The 16,416-nt window shown below is 58.7% G+C and carries 13 protein-coding genes; 4 read left to right on the plus strand and 9 right to left on the minus strand.

The window, feature by feature from the left end; all coding sequences use genetic code 11:
• Nucleotides 1-189: 189 nt before the first annotated feature.
• The 4 genes from GH660_RS15630 to GH660_RS15645 are packed head-to-tail and all read right to left on the minus strand — an operon-like array spanning nt 190 to nt 6,921.
• Nucleotides 190-1,389, minus strand: a complete 1,200-nt coding sequence (locus tag GH660_RS15630; RefSeq protein ID WP_153147617.1) for a Wadjet anti-phage system protein JetD domain-containing protein — start codon at nt 1,387-1,389, stop codon at nt 190-192.
• Nucleotides 1,364-4,762: an ATP-binding protein gene (locus GH660_RS15635; protein WP_228276527.1), complete on the minus strand. Its 3,399-nt coding sequence runs from the start codon at nt 4,760-4,762 to the stop codon at nt 1,364-1,366. The genes GH660_RS15630 and GH660_RS15635 overlap by 26 nt, the downstream gene beginning before the upstream one ends.
• Entirely contained in the window at nt 4,731-5,474 is a 744-nt protein-coding gene (locus tag GH660_RS15640) for a DUF4194 domain-containing protein (RefSeq protein ID WP_228276528.1), read from the minus strand. The genes GH660_RS15635 and GH660_RS15640 overlap by 32 nt, the downstream gene beginning before the upstream one ends.
• Nucleotides 5,455-6,921, minus strand: a complete 1,467-nt coding sequence (locus GH660_RS15645) for a DUF3375 domain-containing protein (protein ID WP_153147619.1) — start codon at nt 6,919-6,921, stop codon at nt 5,455-5,457. The genes GH660_RS15640 and GH660_RS15645 overlap by 20 nt, the downstream gene beginning before the upstream one ends.
• Before the next feature lie 124 nt (nt 6,922-7,045).
• On the opposite strand from GH660_RS15645, the gene GH660_RS15650 reads away from it, so the two are divergent.
• Nucleotides 7,046-7,933, plus strand: a complete 888-nt coding sequence (locus tag GH660_RS15650; protein ID WP_153147620.1) for a WYL domain-containing protein — start codon at nt 7,046-7,048, stop codon at nt 7,931-7,933.
• 1 nt (nt 7,934) lies between these two features.
• Here GH660_RS15650 and GH660_RS15655 read toward each other — a convergent pair whose 3' ends face one another.
• Complete coding sequence (locus tag GH660_RS15655) at nt 7,935-8,579, minus strand: hypothetical protein (RefSeq protein ID WP_153147621.1); 645 nt, start codon at nt 8,577-8,579, stop codon at nt 7,935-7,937.
• A 73-nt stretch (nt 8,580-8,652) separates the two neighbouring features.
• Here GH660_RS15655 and GH660_RS18055 point away from each other — a divergent pair, with 73 nt between their 5' ends.
• Nucleotides 8,653-9,849, plus strand: coding sequence for a hypothetical protein (locus GH660_RS18055; RefSeq protein ID WP_228276529.1), 1,197 nt, complete (start codon nt 8,653-8,655; stop codon nt 9,847-9,849).
• A gap of 305 nt (nt 9,850-10,154) precedes the next feature.
• On the opposite strand, the gene GH660_RS15665 is transcribed toward GH660_RS18055, so the two are convergent.
• Nucleotides 10,155-10,829, minus strand: a complete 675-nt coding sequence (locus GH660_RS15665; RefSeq protein ID WP_153147622.1) for a Bax inhibitor-1 family protein — start codon at nt 10,827-10,829, stop codon at nt 10,155-10,157.
• 422 nt (nt 10,830-11,251) lie between these two features.
• Nucleotides 11,252-11,866, minus strand: coding sequence for a hypothetical protein (locus GH660_RS15670; protein ID WP_153147623.1), 615 nt, complete (start codon nt 11,864-11,866; stop codon nt 11,252-11,254).
• 269 nt (nt 11,867-12,135) lie between these two features.
• Between GH660_RS15670 and GH660_RS15675 the strand changes: the two genes are divergently transcribed.
• Both GH660_RS15675 and GH660_RS15680 read left to right on the plus strand, forming a co-directional pair.
• Complete coding sequence (locus GH660_RS15675; RefSeq protein WP_153147624.1) at nt 12,136-12,339, plus strand: hypothetical protein; 204 nt, start codon at nt 12,136-12,138, stop codon at nt 12,337-12,339.
• 192 nt (nt 12,340-12,531) lie between these two features.
• Nucleotides 12,532-13,068 (plus strand): flavin reductase family protein, encoded by a 537-nt coding sequence (locus GH660_RS15680; RefSeq protein ID WP_153147625.1) that lies wholly within the window; start codon nt 12,532-12,534, stop codon nt 13,066-13,068.
• Here the strand turns inward: GH660_RS15680 and GH660_RS15685 are convergent.
• Both GH660_RS15685 and GH660_RS15690 read right to left on the minus strand, forming a co-directional pair.
• Complete coding sequence (locus GH660_RS15685) at nt 13,043-13,783, minus strand: Mut7-C RNAse domain-containing protein (RefSeq protein WP_153147626.1); 741 nt, start codon at nt 13,781-13,783, stop codon at nt 13,043-13,045. The two genes, GH660_RS15680 and GH660_RS15685, sit on opposite strands and share 26 nt — an antisense overlap.
• Before the next feature lie 67 nt (nt 13,784-13,850).
• Nucleotides 13,851-16,307, minus strand: coding sequence for a Lon protease family protein (locus tag GH660_RS15690; protein ID WP_153147627.1), 2,457 nt, complete (start codon nt 16,305-16,307; stop codon nt 13,851-13,853).
• Nucleotides 16,308-16,416: the final 109 nt, after the last annotated feature.

Raw genomic sequence — 16,416 nt, forward strand, 5'->3', positions numbered from 1 at the left:
CACAAACCCAGCGCAACGCTTCAGGAGCGATGCCTACATGAATACCGCTGTGTGTCGTTTCACTTGAGCGTAGCAGGCTTAACCCCTGGATTCGCGGTCGCGACACCTCTCCGCTATGGTTAAGCCATACCGGGAGAGAATGTCTGCTGGTTCCAACAGCCGGGTTTTCGGCTGTTATATTGCTTAGGCTCAGACAGGCTGTGAAAACTCAACCCCAGAAAACACCTCGCTCTCCGCGATGTTTTTCATCGCATCTGGCCAGCAAATCCGTTCTTGCTCAAGCCGGATATTGCTATCCCATCTACCTGTACGTAACCCTTCAAAAGCATCGCGCTCAGTTGGCGTCAGTAAGGAAAGTTCTGTTTCAGCAGACGGGGCGCTCTCTTCAACCCATAAGTCTTGGTAGGCCAGCAATGTAGCCGAATCCATCATGACCGACAGAAGATTAGGGAAATAGCTGCGTGCACGATTGAGGATGACAAAACCGTGCGTATCGATGTCGCCCCAGTAGAGCGTTGAACACTTCTGTAACCAGGTTAGGCCCGACAACAGGCTTACCGCGTTGCCAAGGCGCATGAACGCTACCGTGTCTGGAATATCCGGTAGGGCCAACCCGGTTTCCAGATTTTCAACAATGATGGCGCGCTTGGGGGCGATGGCTAGCTCGCTTAACTCCGTTACAGGGGCTTCAATATCTTTCAGCCCACCGAGCATGCTACGCAACTCCGGGCAAAGAATTCGGGCGCGTATTCTGGGCACGGGCCGTTTCAAACCACATATTGAGTAGAAATCGGCCACATCATCGATGGCGCGAATACTTCTCAGCACGTCGGTTACAACGCCGGCCCTCTTTTCAAGCCATTTGGTATCGAGGCCGGCAACAGGCAGTTGTCGGGGTGCCAATCCCGAGGAGGGATTTTTCTCCAACCAGTCGAGCATTGAAAATAAGCGCACGAAATCAGTTTCGACATAATCGGCCAATACACCGAAATGTCGCCCCAGGACAGCGTGGGCTGCGAGCTGTGGCCAGCGGTCTACAAAGCGCTGGTAACGCTCAGCGGCCGTTCTCCAGCGCTTACCTTGACCAATGAGGGATGCAACGTCAGTGGGTGCGGCGATTTCCAAACTGGCCGGCAAATTTTGGTTACCTAAGCGGGACCATTGTCGGGATACCCAAGACAGCTTGGTAGGACCGTGCCAGTCGCTCCAGGCTTCAACCCAATGCCTTACTCCGCCAATATCCTGAGTGGCATCGGTTTCTGTTGGGATGCCGAGATTGACGGTTATCGGCCATTGGCCTTCTCCTAACAACCAAGCTTTGTGCTGGTTGGTGTATCGGCGGGTAAGCCATTCGATGACATCTTTAGGCAGCAGCAGCTTCTTGGCCATTGCCATCCTCCGGTTTCAACTTCAGGCGTTGGCTTTCTTCATCGTATTCAATCGGGATTGCAGCTGAGTATTTCCGGTCCTTGATATGGATGAAGCAGGCACCACCAATAAAGGGCTCGAGGGTCATCACCGATTTCAGAGGGGTGGCGACAATCATCTGGAAGCCGAAGGTCTTGAAAATGTTCATCGCCATGGCGGTGAATTCGGCATCGGCTTTGTCAAAGGCCTCATCCAGCACAACGGTTGAGAAGGTCGGCAATTCACGGCCATGACTGCCCAGCTGATAGCGCAGTGCAGCTGCCAGGCACGTTGCAGCCAATTTCTGGCGCTGGCCTCCTGACTTGCCTGCTCCGCTGCGGTAGACCTCAATCTCGAGGCCGGAGGCATCAAGTTCGCGGGCAACAAATTCCACATGCTGCCGCACATCGAGGACCAGAGCGCGCCAGTTACGGTCGGCCGTTTCTTGGCTCGACAGCTTCTTGACCAATTCATTGAGTACAGAGAAGCGAGACTCTGCCGCTTCCTTGTCCTGGCTAAAGGAGTGGCTTAGCGCATCCTTCAGGCTTTGTTTGAAGTCGAGCACATCCTTCAACATCCGGTCGTGTGTATCAATCACCAAATGGGTGCCGGGCCCGAATGGTGCGCTTTCCAAGCTGTCATTGACTACATCCATACGGTCGCGGATGGCCTTTCGCTCCTGGTCGAGTTGGGTGGACAGGCGAGTCAGGTTTTGGTCGCTCTGCTCTCGCAATAGGCGCAGGAAGCGTTCCTCGAATTCTGGAAGCCCATCTTGTTCAAGGCGCCGCAGTTTGGCGAAGAAGTCATCGGCACTGGCGATGGTGGGGTCGAGGCCGCCAGCCTCGGCTGGCCAGGTAGAAACAAACCGCTGGAAGCGCTCCTCAATAGCTCGGACATGATTGTTAATTTGCTGGCCAAGGCCTTGGAGCTCGTTATTGATACCTCTCACGACTTGCAATGCGGCATTGGCTAGGTTTGTCAGGGTCAATGCTCTGCTGGCTTCACCAAAGCGCTGATTGAGCGCTTCCATTTGTGGCGGGGCGATTGAGAATGCCAGAAGCTCAAATCGCAATGCGCTCATGCTGGCATTCAGTTTTTTTAGCTCTAAATCTTTCGCAAGGATGCTTGCTGCATACTCGGTTTGTTTGCTTTGGGCTGCTTCGTGTAGCTCCGCTTGCTTTTTGATTTTCTCGTCTAACGCAGCCAAGTCGGGATGCGCCTCAAGTTCCGTCTTGAGTTGCCCTTGCAGACTGGTGATGCGGGTCAGCATCGAGGTAACGTCTACCTCGCTCCATTGAAGATTGGCCAGGGTTTGGCAGTGCAATAGCCGCTGCTCTGTGGTTTCACTGCGCGTTTGATGCGCTTCCAGTTCTTTGCGAAGCTTTTCGTGCTCAGTGGCCAACTCCAGGGCACGACGCTCGTATAGCGTTCGTTTTGCCTTGTTATCGAAACCCAGCACCCACTGGGTTTGGTCATCAATGCGGCGCCGGTCGTCTTTCTCGTGGCGAATTGTGTTGTGCTTGACCTGTCCCTCTTTGGTGACGGCGCGTGTTGCATTACGAAACGCCTGTAGGTTCTCGACACACTCGTAATTGAAGTGCGCTTTCAGCTCTTCACGCAGCCACTCCGTGAGTGGTCCTCGGGCAAATTTCAGTTTGCTGACGATTGAGTTCGCTCCAACCGAGCGCATCTCCGTGCCGCGTTCAATCACCCGCAAGTAAGTCAGTCGTTCCCCAATGTTGTGCTCATTGAGATAAGCCGCGACAGCGGCGTAGTGCTTGTCCGGAACCAAGAGGGAGCGGGCAAATCCGCCGAGCACACGTTCAATAGCGCCTTGCCATTCATGCTCCTCTTCCTTCACTTCAATGAGTTCACCGGCATAGGGCAGTTTTTCCTCAGGAATCTCCAAGGTTTTTGCCATGTGCTCCCGGATGCCCAGAAGGCGGGATGGGATATTGGATGGATGCTTCTCCATCGCCGCAATTTCCTGGCGCGTCTCAGTAAAGTTACGTTCGCAAGTTTTGAGTTGGTCTCGCAGTTCAACGGTTTTCTCGACCTGCTCTGCTCGCCTGTCTTTTGCGCCCAAAAGTTCTTGGCGAGCCTCATCGGTTCGTTCCGTGAATTCAGTGGCGGTATTGGGATAGGGCCAACCGATACCCTGGCAAGCTGTTTCTGCTTGGCTGCGTTTACCAATGCGTGCATCGCGTTGCGACTCTGCTTCCTTGATGTCGCGATTCAATTGCTCGATGCGGCCGCCTCCTGAATCAAGGCGCTTCTGTTGCAATCCCTGTAGGGTCTCAAATGCATTGCGTGTTGCACTCTCTTGCTCTTCTGCCTGGGCTTGCAGCCCTTCGATAGCCACTTCCTGCTCATGGATAGCAGTCGTCAAAAGGCGCTTTTTTTCTCGCTCCGCATAGGCGTCGATGGCCAATGAGAGGGCTTCTAGCTCAGTTCTGGAGCGCTGGGTCGCTTCGAGCAGGAAGGATTCCGCTTGGGCAGGCTTGAGGGTTTCAATCTGCCGACGTGCTTCGACAACGGCTTTGTGCGCTTCATTGAGTTCCTGGAACTGTGACACCAGGTTTTCGGCCAACTCGAACGTCTCGGGGGCATCGAGCATGAAATCGCGGAGGAAGGTGTTGAGGTCTCCAAGATTCTTGGCGGATTGCGTCTTGTGCAGCAGGCGGAGCGCACGCTCGTTATCAATATCGAGGAGTTGCCGAAAGCGTTCCTGATAGCTGCTGAATTCCTCCTTAACCGTGGCATCAGGTAGGTCGAATTTGAAACGGCGTACCTCGAAATTGTGGTCCGCGAAAAACTGTAGCTCCCGAACGTCGAATGGGCGCTGGAGTATCAAATAACGCTTGTGCACATCACCGAGCGAGCTACTCCTACCGCGAATCCAAAAGACTTGGGCGAGAACAACGACACGACCTGTTCCGTCGCGATAGGTCTCGGCAATGGCTGACCAAGTGGTTTCCGGCCGCAGGTATTGTGAGACGTATTCACCCGCATCTCCTGTTTGCTGGGACCACGCCCCCCGGACATAGGTGATGAGGTTTCGGTCCTTGCCGTGGCGCTCATCCTGACGAGCTGCTACGTTGAAGTCCACCCATTTTGGTGGGGTCAAAATGGCCGAATGGGCGTCCAAAGCCGTCGACTTTCCGGAGCCAGACGGCCCGAGAAATGCATAACCGCTGCGGGGAATCGAGAAATCGACGATGCCGTTAAAAGTGCCCCAGTTGAATAACTGAATTTGGTCTAGGCGAAACTGGTTGATGTCAGCAGGGCCCTCAGCAAAGAAGTCGAAGGTGCTCTGAGGCTCTCTATTCATGCTCATCTCCCAAACTTTGCTCATCGTCATCGCCTTCCAGCGGGCTATTTGCGTGGTGAGAAAGTCCGCGCTGCTGGATGTCCTGATAGGTGCGCGTGAGCGCTTGAATTTCCTCGGCGGGGAAAAGTAGTTTCAGCGTCGGTGATACCTCGAACCGGTCATCTGCACCGCGGAGTTTCTGAAGAAAGTTGAGCTTCTTGGCCTTTTCAATGGCGCTTTGGCATTGCTTATCGAAACGCGCATGGTCGACATTGCCAGTACGCTCATAGACACTGAGGTGCTCAATCATCTCCAACCAAGAGACCACAGCACGGTCGCCATCGGTATTCGCTTGTATGAGCCGCTGGCGGAGAAAAAGGATGAGTACCGATTCCATAAAGGTGAGATTCGCCCGCCGCAGCAAGATGGGAATTTCGATGTCGTCGGCCACCACCTGGCGCGTAAATGCCACCTTCTGGTCTGGGTCAATCACCAACTCGAGAAAAAGCTCATGCAGGCGCTCGCGGATGGCTACTTCATCGCGGAGGAGGGTTGCCCAAAGGTTGGCCTGGCGTCGCCCGTCAACTGCAGGGCCGAGCAGAAGCTGAACAATTACCCGACGTGTTTCGAGGGGAAGCATTCCCCTATCGCCGGGGAACACGGCAGCGTCCGCCTCTACGTTGCTCTGCGCTTGGTCAATTGTTTCGTCCGGCCGAAGCGCTTCACTGGAACAACTGTCATTCGTTGAATAGTTCAAGCATGCTCTCCCTGACAAAATAGATGGCCGGTACCTTGGCCTTCCGTTGTTTTTCATCGCTGCCGAGCCACGAGACAAGCTCGGTCTCGCTAGTGACGTCTCCGTGCTTGGCACCTAACGCAACGTAGCCAACGACACTGCCAAAACCTTGTTCAGCGGGAAACTTCTCCAGCAACTGGCCAACAGTGATTTGTGATTGTTCGGAAAGCGCTTCTCTGAGATGTTGGCGCAGGGTACGGAAATCGATTTCAGACTGGCGTACCAGCTCCTCAACGACCTCAAGTCCTAGTTCCGAGGGTTCTGCTTCTGGCATGGCGGTATCGGCAACATTCAGGCTCGGGTCGTGAAGCTCCCACTGGCTCACCGAGCGGAGGCGACTGCTGGTTAGCGACAGTGAATAATCGAGCAGCGAGTTCGGGCGAATGGCGTCACGTGCCAGAAGAGCTGCCTGTTGCGCTTCGCGCAATAGACTGTGCAGACGTCGCTGTTCTTGGAACTCACGGCTCTGCACGAAGGTTTTGAGGCTACGGGCAAATTGCTGGACGACTTCATGCACATTGCCGCCTTCGGCCATCAAGGTTCCCGTCAGGTTTTGCAGGAAGCGTCGTTCCTTCAATTCCAGGCCGCGCGCAAACGTGCGGGAGGTGACAGATTCTAGGGACTCCATCAGCGTCGCAGCTTGCTCACCATCCGTCAGCAGGCGCCAGAAGGCGTTAAAAGTTTTTCCATGCTCACTCTGGGCAATCAGGTCCACGCCGGCGAACAGCGCTTCCAGAACCTCTCCTCGGCTACCGTCGCTCTCCATTAAACTTTGGCGGAGCCCTCGATTCAGCTTGTCGAACTCGTCACGTACGTTGCGGAAATCTGCGGCCAATTCTTCGGCGAGGGCAATGATTTCGCGGACACGTTCGAGCGCACGCTCTTCGGGGAGTGTCTTGACGCCTTCTCGTTCCAATGCCCGAAGTTCGGCATCGATACGTTCTCGCTCGGCGATGAGCGTGGCTCGTCTCGTTTCTGGATTGGCATCTGTCTCGTCGGCCAGACGAGTTAGCTGCTGTATGACCGTCGCTAAACGGCTTTCAGTGGCTGCGGTCCGGGGCTTCAACAAGCCATTTAAAAAGCGTAAGGCGCTTGTCGCTTCCGAGGTCAGTTCGAACTCTTCTTCGCTTGCCCCCGCTGGAAATCGCCGGCTGAGCCAGCCTTCACCAATCCAGTCTGCAACGTAGGCTTGCGGTGTCTGCGGTAGGTCATGACCGTAGGCGCGGAGCGTATCGATTTCTCGCGATAGACGTTCGTGGAAAATCGAGCTGGAAAGAGTTTTCTCCTGTTCTAGCAGCAGGCATTGCATCAATCCCATAACCAGGGGGGCCTTGTCAGCAGCCAGTAATCGCCATAAAGGTCGGCTACGTAGGGCAAGCAGAGCCGCTGAAGCACGCTGTGCTTTCATCGGTGGCACCTGACATCGTGGTTCGTATTGAGCATTGTCCTATCCAAAATAGATGAACGTATAAAAACTATACGTTCAAAATCGCCGTGCGTAAAGTTTTTATACGTGTGCTACAGTGGTCGGCATGAAACAGATGGCCAATCAACGCGCAGAACCGGAGTTGCCTACCCGCTGGGGGCCTGAGAAACGGCTTGAGTTCATCGACTTTCGCTTACGATGGGACGGTCGATTGAACCGGGGCGACATCTCCGATTTCTTCGGAATATCGACACCACAAGCCTCCCTCGACATTGCTCGCTACCTAGAGATGGCGCCCCTGAATGCGGTCTACGACCGTAGCGAGCGAAGCTACGTCGCAACCCGAGATTTCCAACCGATTTTCCCCTCCAGTCAGCCACAGAAATACCTCAATGACTTGCTGATGCAAGCATATGGCATATTGGACCAAGGCGTCAGCTTTTCCGGGTGGCTACCATCGGTTGCCGTTGCACCGACTCCAGCCCGAACCTTGCAGGCTGATACCTTGATTACGTTATTAGGGGCTATACGGCGATGCCAGGCCCTGGAGATGACTTATCAGTCGATGACGAGTCCGATTCCAAAAAAACGCCTCGTTTCCCCTAGAGCACTGGGGTTCGATGGGCACCGCTGGCATGTTCGGGTTTATTGTCACCAAGAGAACGGATTTCGGGACTTTGTTATTGCCCGGATTCTCTCGCTCGGAAATGAGCAGCAGTCACCAAAGGTGCCGCCCATCGACCAGGAGTGGGAGACCTTGGTTACCCTCGTATTAGCGCCAAATCCTGGATTGCCCGATGCACATCAGCGGGTTATTGAACTGGACTATGGAATGGTCAATGGCGAGCTACGCTTTGAATGCAAACGAGCGCTGCTGCTTTACGTTGTTAGGAACTTGGGCTTGGACAGTGCAGAGGGGAAAGCCCCTAGAGTTCAACAAATTGTCCTGCGCAACCTTGCCGAGATTGCCCCACTTTTGCCCGCGCAGAACTAAGTCACTGGTGATTGACGATGGGCAGGATGTCCATAAAGTCCGTGTGCATCTGACGGACCGAGACCATGTTCTGTGGATTGCCCGAGAGAATCGCTAATAACTGAGCGCTGATTGCAACCACAGCATTGCCATTCCGGATGACATCGTAAATCAACTGAGCCGGGTATCCGCTCATCGTTCGGGATAAGGGATGCAAACCACCATGGGTGTAGCTGCTCATGGCCTTCCAGGCGACCTCTTTGAATTCCCGTAACTGAGCGACGATACCTGCCGGCGCATTAGGGTTGGCTTCCAACTGCTTAAGCATCTCTGCCAAGCTCTCTCCCTCATTTGCGCGTTTCGCCGACTCCATGGTTAGGGGTTCGGATAGCTTTGTAACCCAGTTCTCGCTTGCTGCGTGGAGCAACCAGATTCCGCGCACTAGGCTTTCAAACTGCGGGCGGGTCAATGCAATCGCCGAAGAAAACAACCCTTGTTCGAACAGAAGCAGCGCACTGACCGCATGTTCCAGCGACAGCAGCCCGGATTGAAAAGCCGTGATGAACCGTATCTCAGGGTAAGGAGTGAGGGTCTGTACGTGTTGTTGAACCCGCTCATGAAACGCAGCGGTTCGCTCAATGAGCAGGAGGAGTTTTTCTTCTGTCACGACAATGATTCTAAAAAGGCCTATGCGATTATTTTATGCGGATTGGCTTGATGTATCTGGAAGGAATCGAGTGATGGAGAAGACGGACAAGCCGGTTGACCGTGAAACCCTCTACAACGAGGTTTGGACGGACCCCGTAACGGTAGTAGCGCCACGCTATGGCCTCTCGGACGTAGGGCTCGCGAAAATTTGCCGAGCCTTGGCCATCCCCCTACCGAGCCGCGGCTACTGGGCAAAGGTGAAGGCGGGGCGCGTGATGGCGCGCGCACCGCTCCCTAAACTCAAACCCCCAGGGCCGGTGCCAACTGGCTTGGTCAAGCTGCCTCCGGAAAAGGCCGCTGTACGCCAGGCAGCCAGACAATCGGCCGCCAAGATTCGCAAAGAAACGCCGCCTTTGCCGCCTCCGGAAGAATCACAACCATTCGCTACCCACCCGTTGGTTCGTGCCGCTGCCAAGCGTCTGAAACAACGGGATGGTTGGCCACCAGACACGTTGCTTCGCTCAGCCCCTAAAGAAGTGCTGCATCTTGCAGTGACGCGAGATGCACTCGACCGAGCACTCGGAATTACGGATGCCCTGATAAAAGCGCTTATCCAGCGCGGCTTTGATGTGGAGGTCGATGGCGAGCGGGGGGCAACCACCCTGAAATACATCGAAACCGGAACCAGGTTGGAGTTCGCGCTGACCGAATACATACGACGAACGCGTCACGAAATTACTCCGGCAGAAGAGCGTGCCCGAAAACGCTACTGGGAGCGCTCGCGTTGGGATAACTCGGTGAGTTTTCCGCATGTGCCGATGTATGACTACACCCCAACAGGAACTCTCACCATTCAGATAGGCCGATGGCCATCACGAAACTGGAAGGACACCCCAAAAACCCAACTCGAAAAACGCCTCGGAGAGGTTGTTGGTGGCATCGTAGCCCTTGCCCAGGAAACGCACGCCAAAGAGGTTGAAGAGGCGCGACGCAAAGAGGCGCACCGGCGAGCTGTGGAGCGCTATGAGTTTCTAACCAAGCGACGTGCAGATGAAGTTGAACGCTTCAAGGAGGTCGAGGCCAGGGCGACAGATTGGGAGCGAGCCATGCGCTTACGTGCGTTTGCCGATGCGGTTGAGGCTCAGGCCAAGTTAGCAGGCGAACTATCCTCAGAATACGTGGAGTGGCTCGCCTGGACTCGCGCTAAAGCCGATTGGCTGGACCCACTCATTCAGGTCAGCGACCCGATACTAGACGCACCAGAACCCAAACGTCCCGGTTATTGGTAGGGACTGGCTAGCCTATAAAGCATGAAGCCCATGTCGCTGAACATGGGCTTGGTAAATCTTGAACCTTGGCACTCAAGGCCAAGGCGACCGGTTTATCGCCGTTAGGTATTACTCGGTCATCTTGTCGAACTGCGGCGGATTTTCAGTCATGCTGCCTCCAATCGCGTTGTTCCTGAAGGACCTGACCAACTGCCCGTCAGGCTTCGATTCCAGATTACTCCTCCGGATTAAAAAGTCTACTGCCAGGAAAGAAAACGGCCCGCCACTTGGCGAGCCGTTCTGACACCTACCGTTGGCGGACTACGTTAGTCGTTGCTGGAGAATCCAAGTAGTTGCAGCACCGACAGGAACAGGTTCAGCACATTCAGGTACATGCTGACCGCGGCCATTACATAGTTGGTTTCTTCGCCGCGCACCAGACGACTGGTGTCGAAGAGGATGAAGCCAGAGAACAGGAGCGCCGCAACCGCCGATACGCCGGCCTGCATGGCTGGGACGAACATTGCAGCGATGCTGGCCAGGATGACAACAATCAGGCCGGCAAACAGGAAGCCACCCATACGGGAGAAATCCTTACCTGTCTTATGAACATAAGTCGTCAGCGCCAAGGTGACTGCCGTCGTAATGACGGCTGCGGTCAATACCGTGCTGCTGCCACCCGGCAAGTTGATGTAGTGGGATAGTGTCGGACCGAGGCCCAGACCGCTGAGGGCCGTAAAGGTCAGCATGGTCGGCACGGCCGCCGCCGTATTTCGATTCTTGTTCAGGTAGAGCAACGGCACCAGGCCGAGCAGCGTGAACACAATGCCGGCCAGCGGGCCAAAGCCGGCCAGCATGCTAATACCTGCGCCTACGCCGGCGACAGCGGTCGACAGGGCGAGTAGTTGGTAGGTATTGCGAATGACACGGTTGGTGTCGGGCGCCGCATACGTGCCATATTCGGTTTTGCTAAGGTCGATAACACGTGCTTCAGTGCGCATGGTGGTTTATTCCTCCAGTAGTAGGTGACGCCACTGTATGTCGGGACCGGTCACCAGGAAATCAACCCACTGCTGACCAATGGTTCGAAAAAATCGAGTAGATGATGGCTGTTGGTGAGGTTTTGCTGCGTATTAGGTGGTCAATGGCTCTGCCTGGGGGCTTTATGGTCGAAAAGTCATTGAATTTGCTGAGATTTATTTTGGCCACGAATTGCTTTACTTTGTCACGATTGGCCAAGATATGCTTTTCAGTGCGCTGGAGACCATCGTTTTCAGCGAGTTTTGGAGCGTTTTTCTGGAGCCAGAGGTATGCTTCAGGGGCCTTCTTGGCCAGTTATTGCTTTATTTCGGGGCAAGAAATGCTTAAAGGCACATTCAGGCCATCCAGTCGGATGGCCTTTTTGTTTTGCGCGCCGCGCGGCTCAGGAAAACTTCTTCTGGTGGGCCTGGACGGCCTTCATGCGGGCCATGAACAGCCGCAGCTTGACCGCTTCGGACAGATCGTCCGCCGAATCATCGGCTGCCTGCGCCAGCACGTGGGCTTCGACGGCCTTCGTGCGGGCCATGAACAGCCTGAGCCTGACCGTGTCCGAAAGGCCGATGGCGTCCGCCTCGTCGTTGTCCGCGGAATCCGAAATCAGGCGGGGGCGCTTGTAGAAGCTGTGCAGCGCGATGTCGTCGAAACCGGTCTCGTTGTGCTCGTCGTTCAGGTGCTTGCGTTGCGGCTGCTCGGTCGTCGCGGTCGACTTCGGAGACAGCAGCGCCATCTGCTGCCGCTCGGTGCGCGAGAGCATGGTTGCCGGGAACGGCTTTTTCTTCGCCTGCTTGAGCTTCTTCGCCTGCTTCAGCTTGGCATCGGGATTGACCGGTTGAAGCAGCTGGGTTACCGCGGCAGGCATCGGAATCGGCGTTACCGTAACGCCGGCATCTGCGCTGGTGGTCTCGACAAGCGATGTCGCCTCGTCGGGAACAGGTTCCGAGGCATGGACACCGAATGAAGAGAGTGCGGCGACTGCCGCGATTGCCAACCAACGCACGTCGAATTTCCCTTTGAAAGCAATGAACATTTTAGCAGTTTGTCGCGTTGCCGTTGCAGGAACCTGGCATGCCCGGCGATAAAAGGCATTGGGCCGAAACTTGCTAGGAATGTTCCGGCTTGCTGGTGATTTTCTGTTTTTTGCCTACACGCGAGGTGCATCATGAATGCTTCAAATCGGCATTTTTCACAGGCGGGACGGTTGTTTTGCCAGCCGGGCGCGGGAAATCGCGCACTGGCGGATTCCCTGGGGCGCTCGGGAGAACTGCGATGCCGAACGGGATAAACGAGGAAACGCTGTTCTGGATGCGCCTGGCGGCGTTCGCCGGCCTGTCCGAGTACGTGCTGGCCACGGGCGCTTCGCTGGCCGATGCCGAGGAGCTGCTGTTCGGCCAGGCGGCACTTCCGGGCAATCTGCCGTCCCGATATGCCTGCCTGGCGGGCGGTGTAGCAAACGCGACAGTGCGCGGTTAGATTTCGTCAGCCCGGATGCGATCGCGGCGCGTCGGGGCAGGGTGCAGAAGCGCGCGCCCCGGCCGGCGTCCGACGCACCAATTCCGGGTATCCGGCACCATTTTTGTGCTCGCGCCGGATGCGAAACCTGGGTGCCCCGACACCGCTGGTTCGCCGCGGGTTTAAACTGGCACGGCTACAGGAGGGGTCCGCATGACCAAGCGCTCGTTGCCGTTGTCCAGGGTCTATCGCCTGCTCGAACCGGGGCCGGTGGTGCTGCTCACCACGGCGCAGGACGGGCGGGCCAACGTCATGACCATGTCGTGGCACACGATGATGGAATTCGAGCCGCCACTGGTCGGGTGTGTCGTCAGCGGGCGCGACTTCAGTTTCGCGGCGCTGGTGGCGACGCGGGAATGCGTCCTCAACATCCCGACCGTGGATCTGGCCAGGCAGGTCGTGGCCTGCGGCAACCGCAGCGGGCGCGACGTCGACAAGTTCGCTGCCAGCGGATTGACGCCACTGCCGGCGGCGACGGTCGGCGCGCCGCTGATCGGCGAATGCTACGCCAGCCTCGAATGCCGAGTCGCCGACACGCGACTGGTCGATACCTACAATTTCTTCGTGCTCGAGGTGGTCAAGGCGTGGATCGATCCGGCGGTCGCTGCCCCGCGCACCCTGCATCACCGCGGGCGGGGCGCCTTCATGGTGGCCGGCGAGACGATCAGGCTGCGTTCGAAGATGAAGTAGCCGGCGGCGCGCGGACGGCCGTGGCAAGGGCAGTCCGCATCCGCTGCCAGTGCGAGCCGCGCCAGTAGATGCGAGCGCAGCCGGGGCAGCGCCAGAATTCGTCGAAGGCGGCGAGCGTGCGCGGCAGCAGTTCCGCGGCGATTTCGGCCTTGCCCACGGGCCGCGGCACGGCGTTGCATTCGAGGCAGCGACTGGCCTGCGGCGCGCCCAGCTCCAGCGCATAGCGGCGGGCGACCGCGGCGAGTTGCGCCAGGGGCTGCCGGCTGCGGAGGTAACACCCCTCGCGCAGCGTCCGGTGCATCAGCAGGGCGCGGTCGCAGGTCAGCGCGACGCGGCGCTCGCCGACGGCGATGGCGACCAGTTCGGCGTCGTCCCAGGCGTTCTTCCACAGGGTGTCGATGCCGGCGAAGCGCAGGTAGCGGGCGAGCCGCCCGAGATGGGCGTCGGCGATGAAGCGCGGCGTTTCGCCGCCGGGGACAGCCGCGGCGGGCGCCCGGGGAAACACCTCGACCCGGTCGCCTGCGGCGAGCCGGGTGGAAATCGGCCTTTTTTGACCGTTGACCGCAACCGCCCCGATTTCGGTATGCGGGACGCCGAGCGCCTCGATGGCGTGCTTGGCGCTCTGGTGCGGCGCGACGGCGACGACCACGGGGCGGCCGCGCAACGCCGGCGGCAGCAGGTCTGCCACCTCGGAAGCGAAGATGAACTCGGGCACGGAACGGTCCTCGTCGGGCGCTAAGCCGTTGAACGGGCGTCGGTAGCCGGGGCGCTGCGCGCTCCCGCTATTTCGCCGGGCGCGCGGCCTTGGCCGGCTTCGGCTTCTTCCTGCCGGCCCGGGCGGGGCGCGCCGGGTGCAGCAATTCCTGGTGCATCTGCGCCAGTTCGGCCAGTTGCATGGCGATGTGGAAGTTCAGCGTGCCTTCCGGCAGTTCGCCCTTGGCGTCGGGTTCGCCGGCGGGCAGGCCGGTCAGCAGTTCCATCGCCTCGTCGGTGTCATGGACGGCCCAGATGTGGAAGCGCCCCTCGCGCACCGCGGCGACGACCGGCTGCTCCAGCATCAGGTGGCAGACGTTGGCCGCGGGCACGATGACGCCCTGTTTTCCGGTCAGGCCGCGCGCCGCGCAGATCTCGAAAAAGCCTTCGATCTTCTCGTTGATGCCGCCGACCGGCTGCACGATGCCGAACTGGTTGACCGAGCCGGTGACCGCCAGCGACTGGCGGATCGGAATCGACGACAGGGCGGAGAGCAGGGCGGCCAGTTCGGCCAGCGAGGCGCTGTCGCCTTCGACGTCGCCGTACGATTGCTCGAAGACGAGGCTGGCGCGCAGCGACAGCGGCATGGCCCAGCCGAAGCGGGCGGCGAGGAAGGAGGAGAGGATCAGCACGCCCTTGGAATGGATCGGGCCGCCGAGTTCGACCTCGCGCTCGATGTCGATGATCTCGCCCTCGCCCATGCGGACCGTCGCCGTGATGCGCACCGGATGCGCGAAGGTGCTCTCGCCGAGCATGGCGACGGCGAGACCGTTGATCTGCCCGACATGCAGGCCGTCGGTGGCGATCAGCAGCTGGCCGCGCAGGATTTCCTCGCGGTAGCGCTCCTGGATGCGCTCGTTGCGATGGCGGTGCGCCTGCAGCGCGGCGTCGACGTGCGCCCGTTCGATCAGGGCCGCGCGGGCGCTGCCGGCAGCGTGGTCGGCTTCGCGCATCAGGTCGCTCAGCGGCTGCGTCTGGGTGGTCAGCTTCTCGGCGTCGCCGGCCAGGCGGGCGGCGTGCTCGATGACGCGCGCGACAGCCGCGGCCGACAGCGGACGGAGGTTGTCGCGGCGGGCCAGCGTGGCGATCAGGCGGGCGTACTGGGCGGTGGCTTCCGGCGTGCGGCTGATTTCGCTTTCGAGGTCGGCGTTGATCTTGAACAGCGACAGGAAGTCGGGATCGAGTTCGGCGAGCAGGTAGTAGATCATCCGCTCGCCAATCAGGATCACCTTGAGGTCGAGCGGCAAGGGCTCCGGTTCCAGCTGCACCGTGCTGCTGACGCCGACCAGTTCGGCCAGCGATTCGATGCGCACCTGCCGCGCCCGCAGCATGCGCTTGAGGCCGTCCCAGGCGTAGGGTTGGGACAGCAGCTTGTGCGCGTCGAGGACGAGGAAGCCGCCGTTCGCCCGGTGCAGCGCGCCGGCCTTGATCAGCGTGAAGTTGCTGACCAGCGTGCCCATGTGCACGTGGTGCTCGATGCGCCCGAGCAGGTTCTGCAGCGTCGGGTTGTCCTCGTAGATCACCGGGCGCTCGCCGCTGGCGGGGTTCTCGACCAGCAGGTTGACGCAGTAGCGCTGGACCGAAATGGTGCTCGAGTAGAGCGTCGTTTCGGTGTCGTCCTCGGTCTTGGTCGACTCGTGGATCGAGCGGCCGCTGTCGAGGATGTCCTGCATGACCGCGTCGAGGTAGGCGGTGACGTCGGGCAGGTCGGCGTAATGGCACTTGATCTCCTCGATCAGGTGGCCGACCGCGAGGCGCAGGGCGTCGCTACCGATTTCCTTGATCGATTTCTGCACCTCGCGCCGCCAGTGCGGGAATTCGTTGACCAGCTTGTGCAGCCGTTCGTGGCAGTCGCGGATCGTCGCCTGGAGTTCGTCCTTGCGCTCGTCCGACAGCGCGGCGAACTCCTCGGGCGACAGGGTGTCGTTGCCGTCCTTCATCGGCGCGAAGACGAAGCCGTGCGGCGTGCGCAGCAGGGCGACGCCGGATTGCTGCACCTCCTCGCCGAGCTGGCGCAGGGCGGCTTCCTCGCGATGCTTCTCATCTTCCTGCAGCGACTCGATGCGTTCGCGGTATTCGTCGCTTTCGAAGGCGGCGGCGATGGCGGTGGTGATTTCGGCGACGAATTCCTGCATGTCGCGGTACAGCTGCGCGCCGCGGCCGCAGGGCAACCGCAACAGGCGCGCCCGCGTCGGGTCGGCGAAATCGAGGACGTAGCACCAATCCGCCGGCGGCGCGCCGTGCTGGCTTTCCGCTGCCAGCAGCTGCGCGACAATGGCATGGCGCCCGCTGCCGGCTTCGCCGAGGACGAACAGGTTGTAGCCGCCGTGCGGCATGTCGAGGCCGAGATGCAGCGCTTCCACGGCGCGCGGGTGGATCAGCGCCGGGTCGAGTTCAGACAGTTCGGCGGTGGTCGCGAAGGCGAGCGATGCCGGGTCGCAGGCGGTGCAGAGCGACGCGGCGGGCAGTTCGTCGGGTACTGGCATGCGGTCGTGTGCTTTTCGGATATTTGTTGCTAGATTACCCCTTACCGCGACGCGCCGACAGTCCGGCCGGCGCGGATCATCGATGCGCGCAACTGGTCGGCAAGGAGGC

The sequence above is a fragment of the Dechloromonas sp. H13 genome, from assembly GCF_009469615.1.
Taxonomy (GTDB): Bacteria; Pseudomonadota; Gammaproteobacteria; order Burkholderiales; family Rhodocyclaceae; genus Azonexus.

Coding starts and splice junctions, on each gene's coding strand:
- GH660_RS15645 (WP_153147619.1), bottom strand. CDS start 6,921: ATGAAAGCACAGCGTGCTTCAGCGGCTCTGCTTGCCCTACGTAGCCGA.
- GH660_RS15675 (WP_153147624.1), top strand. CDS start 12,136: ATGCCGAACGGGATAAACGAGGAAACGCTGTTCTGGATGCGCCTGGCG.
- GH660_RS18055 (WP_228276529.1), top strand. CDS start 8,653: ATGGAGAAGACGGACAAGCCGGTTGACCGTGAAACCCTCTACAACGAG.
- GH660_RS15690 (WP_153147627.1), bottom strand. CDS start 16,307: ATGCCAGTACCCGACGAACTGCCCGCCGCGTCGCTCTGCACCGCCTGC.
- GH660_RS15635 (WP_228276527.1), bottom strand. CDS start 4,762: ATGAGCAAAGTTTGGGAGATGAGCATGAATAGAGAGCCTCAGAGCACC.
- GH660_RS15630 (WP_153147617.1), bottom strand. CDS start 1,389: ATGGCCAAGAAGCTGCTGCTGCCTAAAGATGTCATCGAATGGCTTACC.
- GH660_RS15665 (WP_153147622.1), bottom strand. CDS start 10,829: ATGCGCACTGAAGCACGTGTTATCGACCTTAGCAAAACCGAATATGGC.
- GH660_RS15680 (WP_153147625.1), top strand. CDS start 12,532: ATGACCAAGCGCTCGTTGCCGTTGTCCAGGGTCTATCGCCTGCTCGAA.
- GH660_RS15650 (WP_153147620.1), top strand. CDS start 7,046: ATGAAACAGATGGCCAATCAACGCGCAGAACCGGAGTTGCCTACCCGC.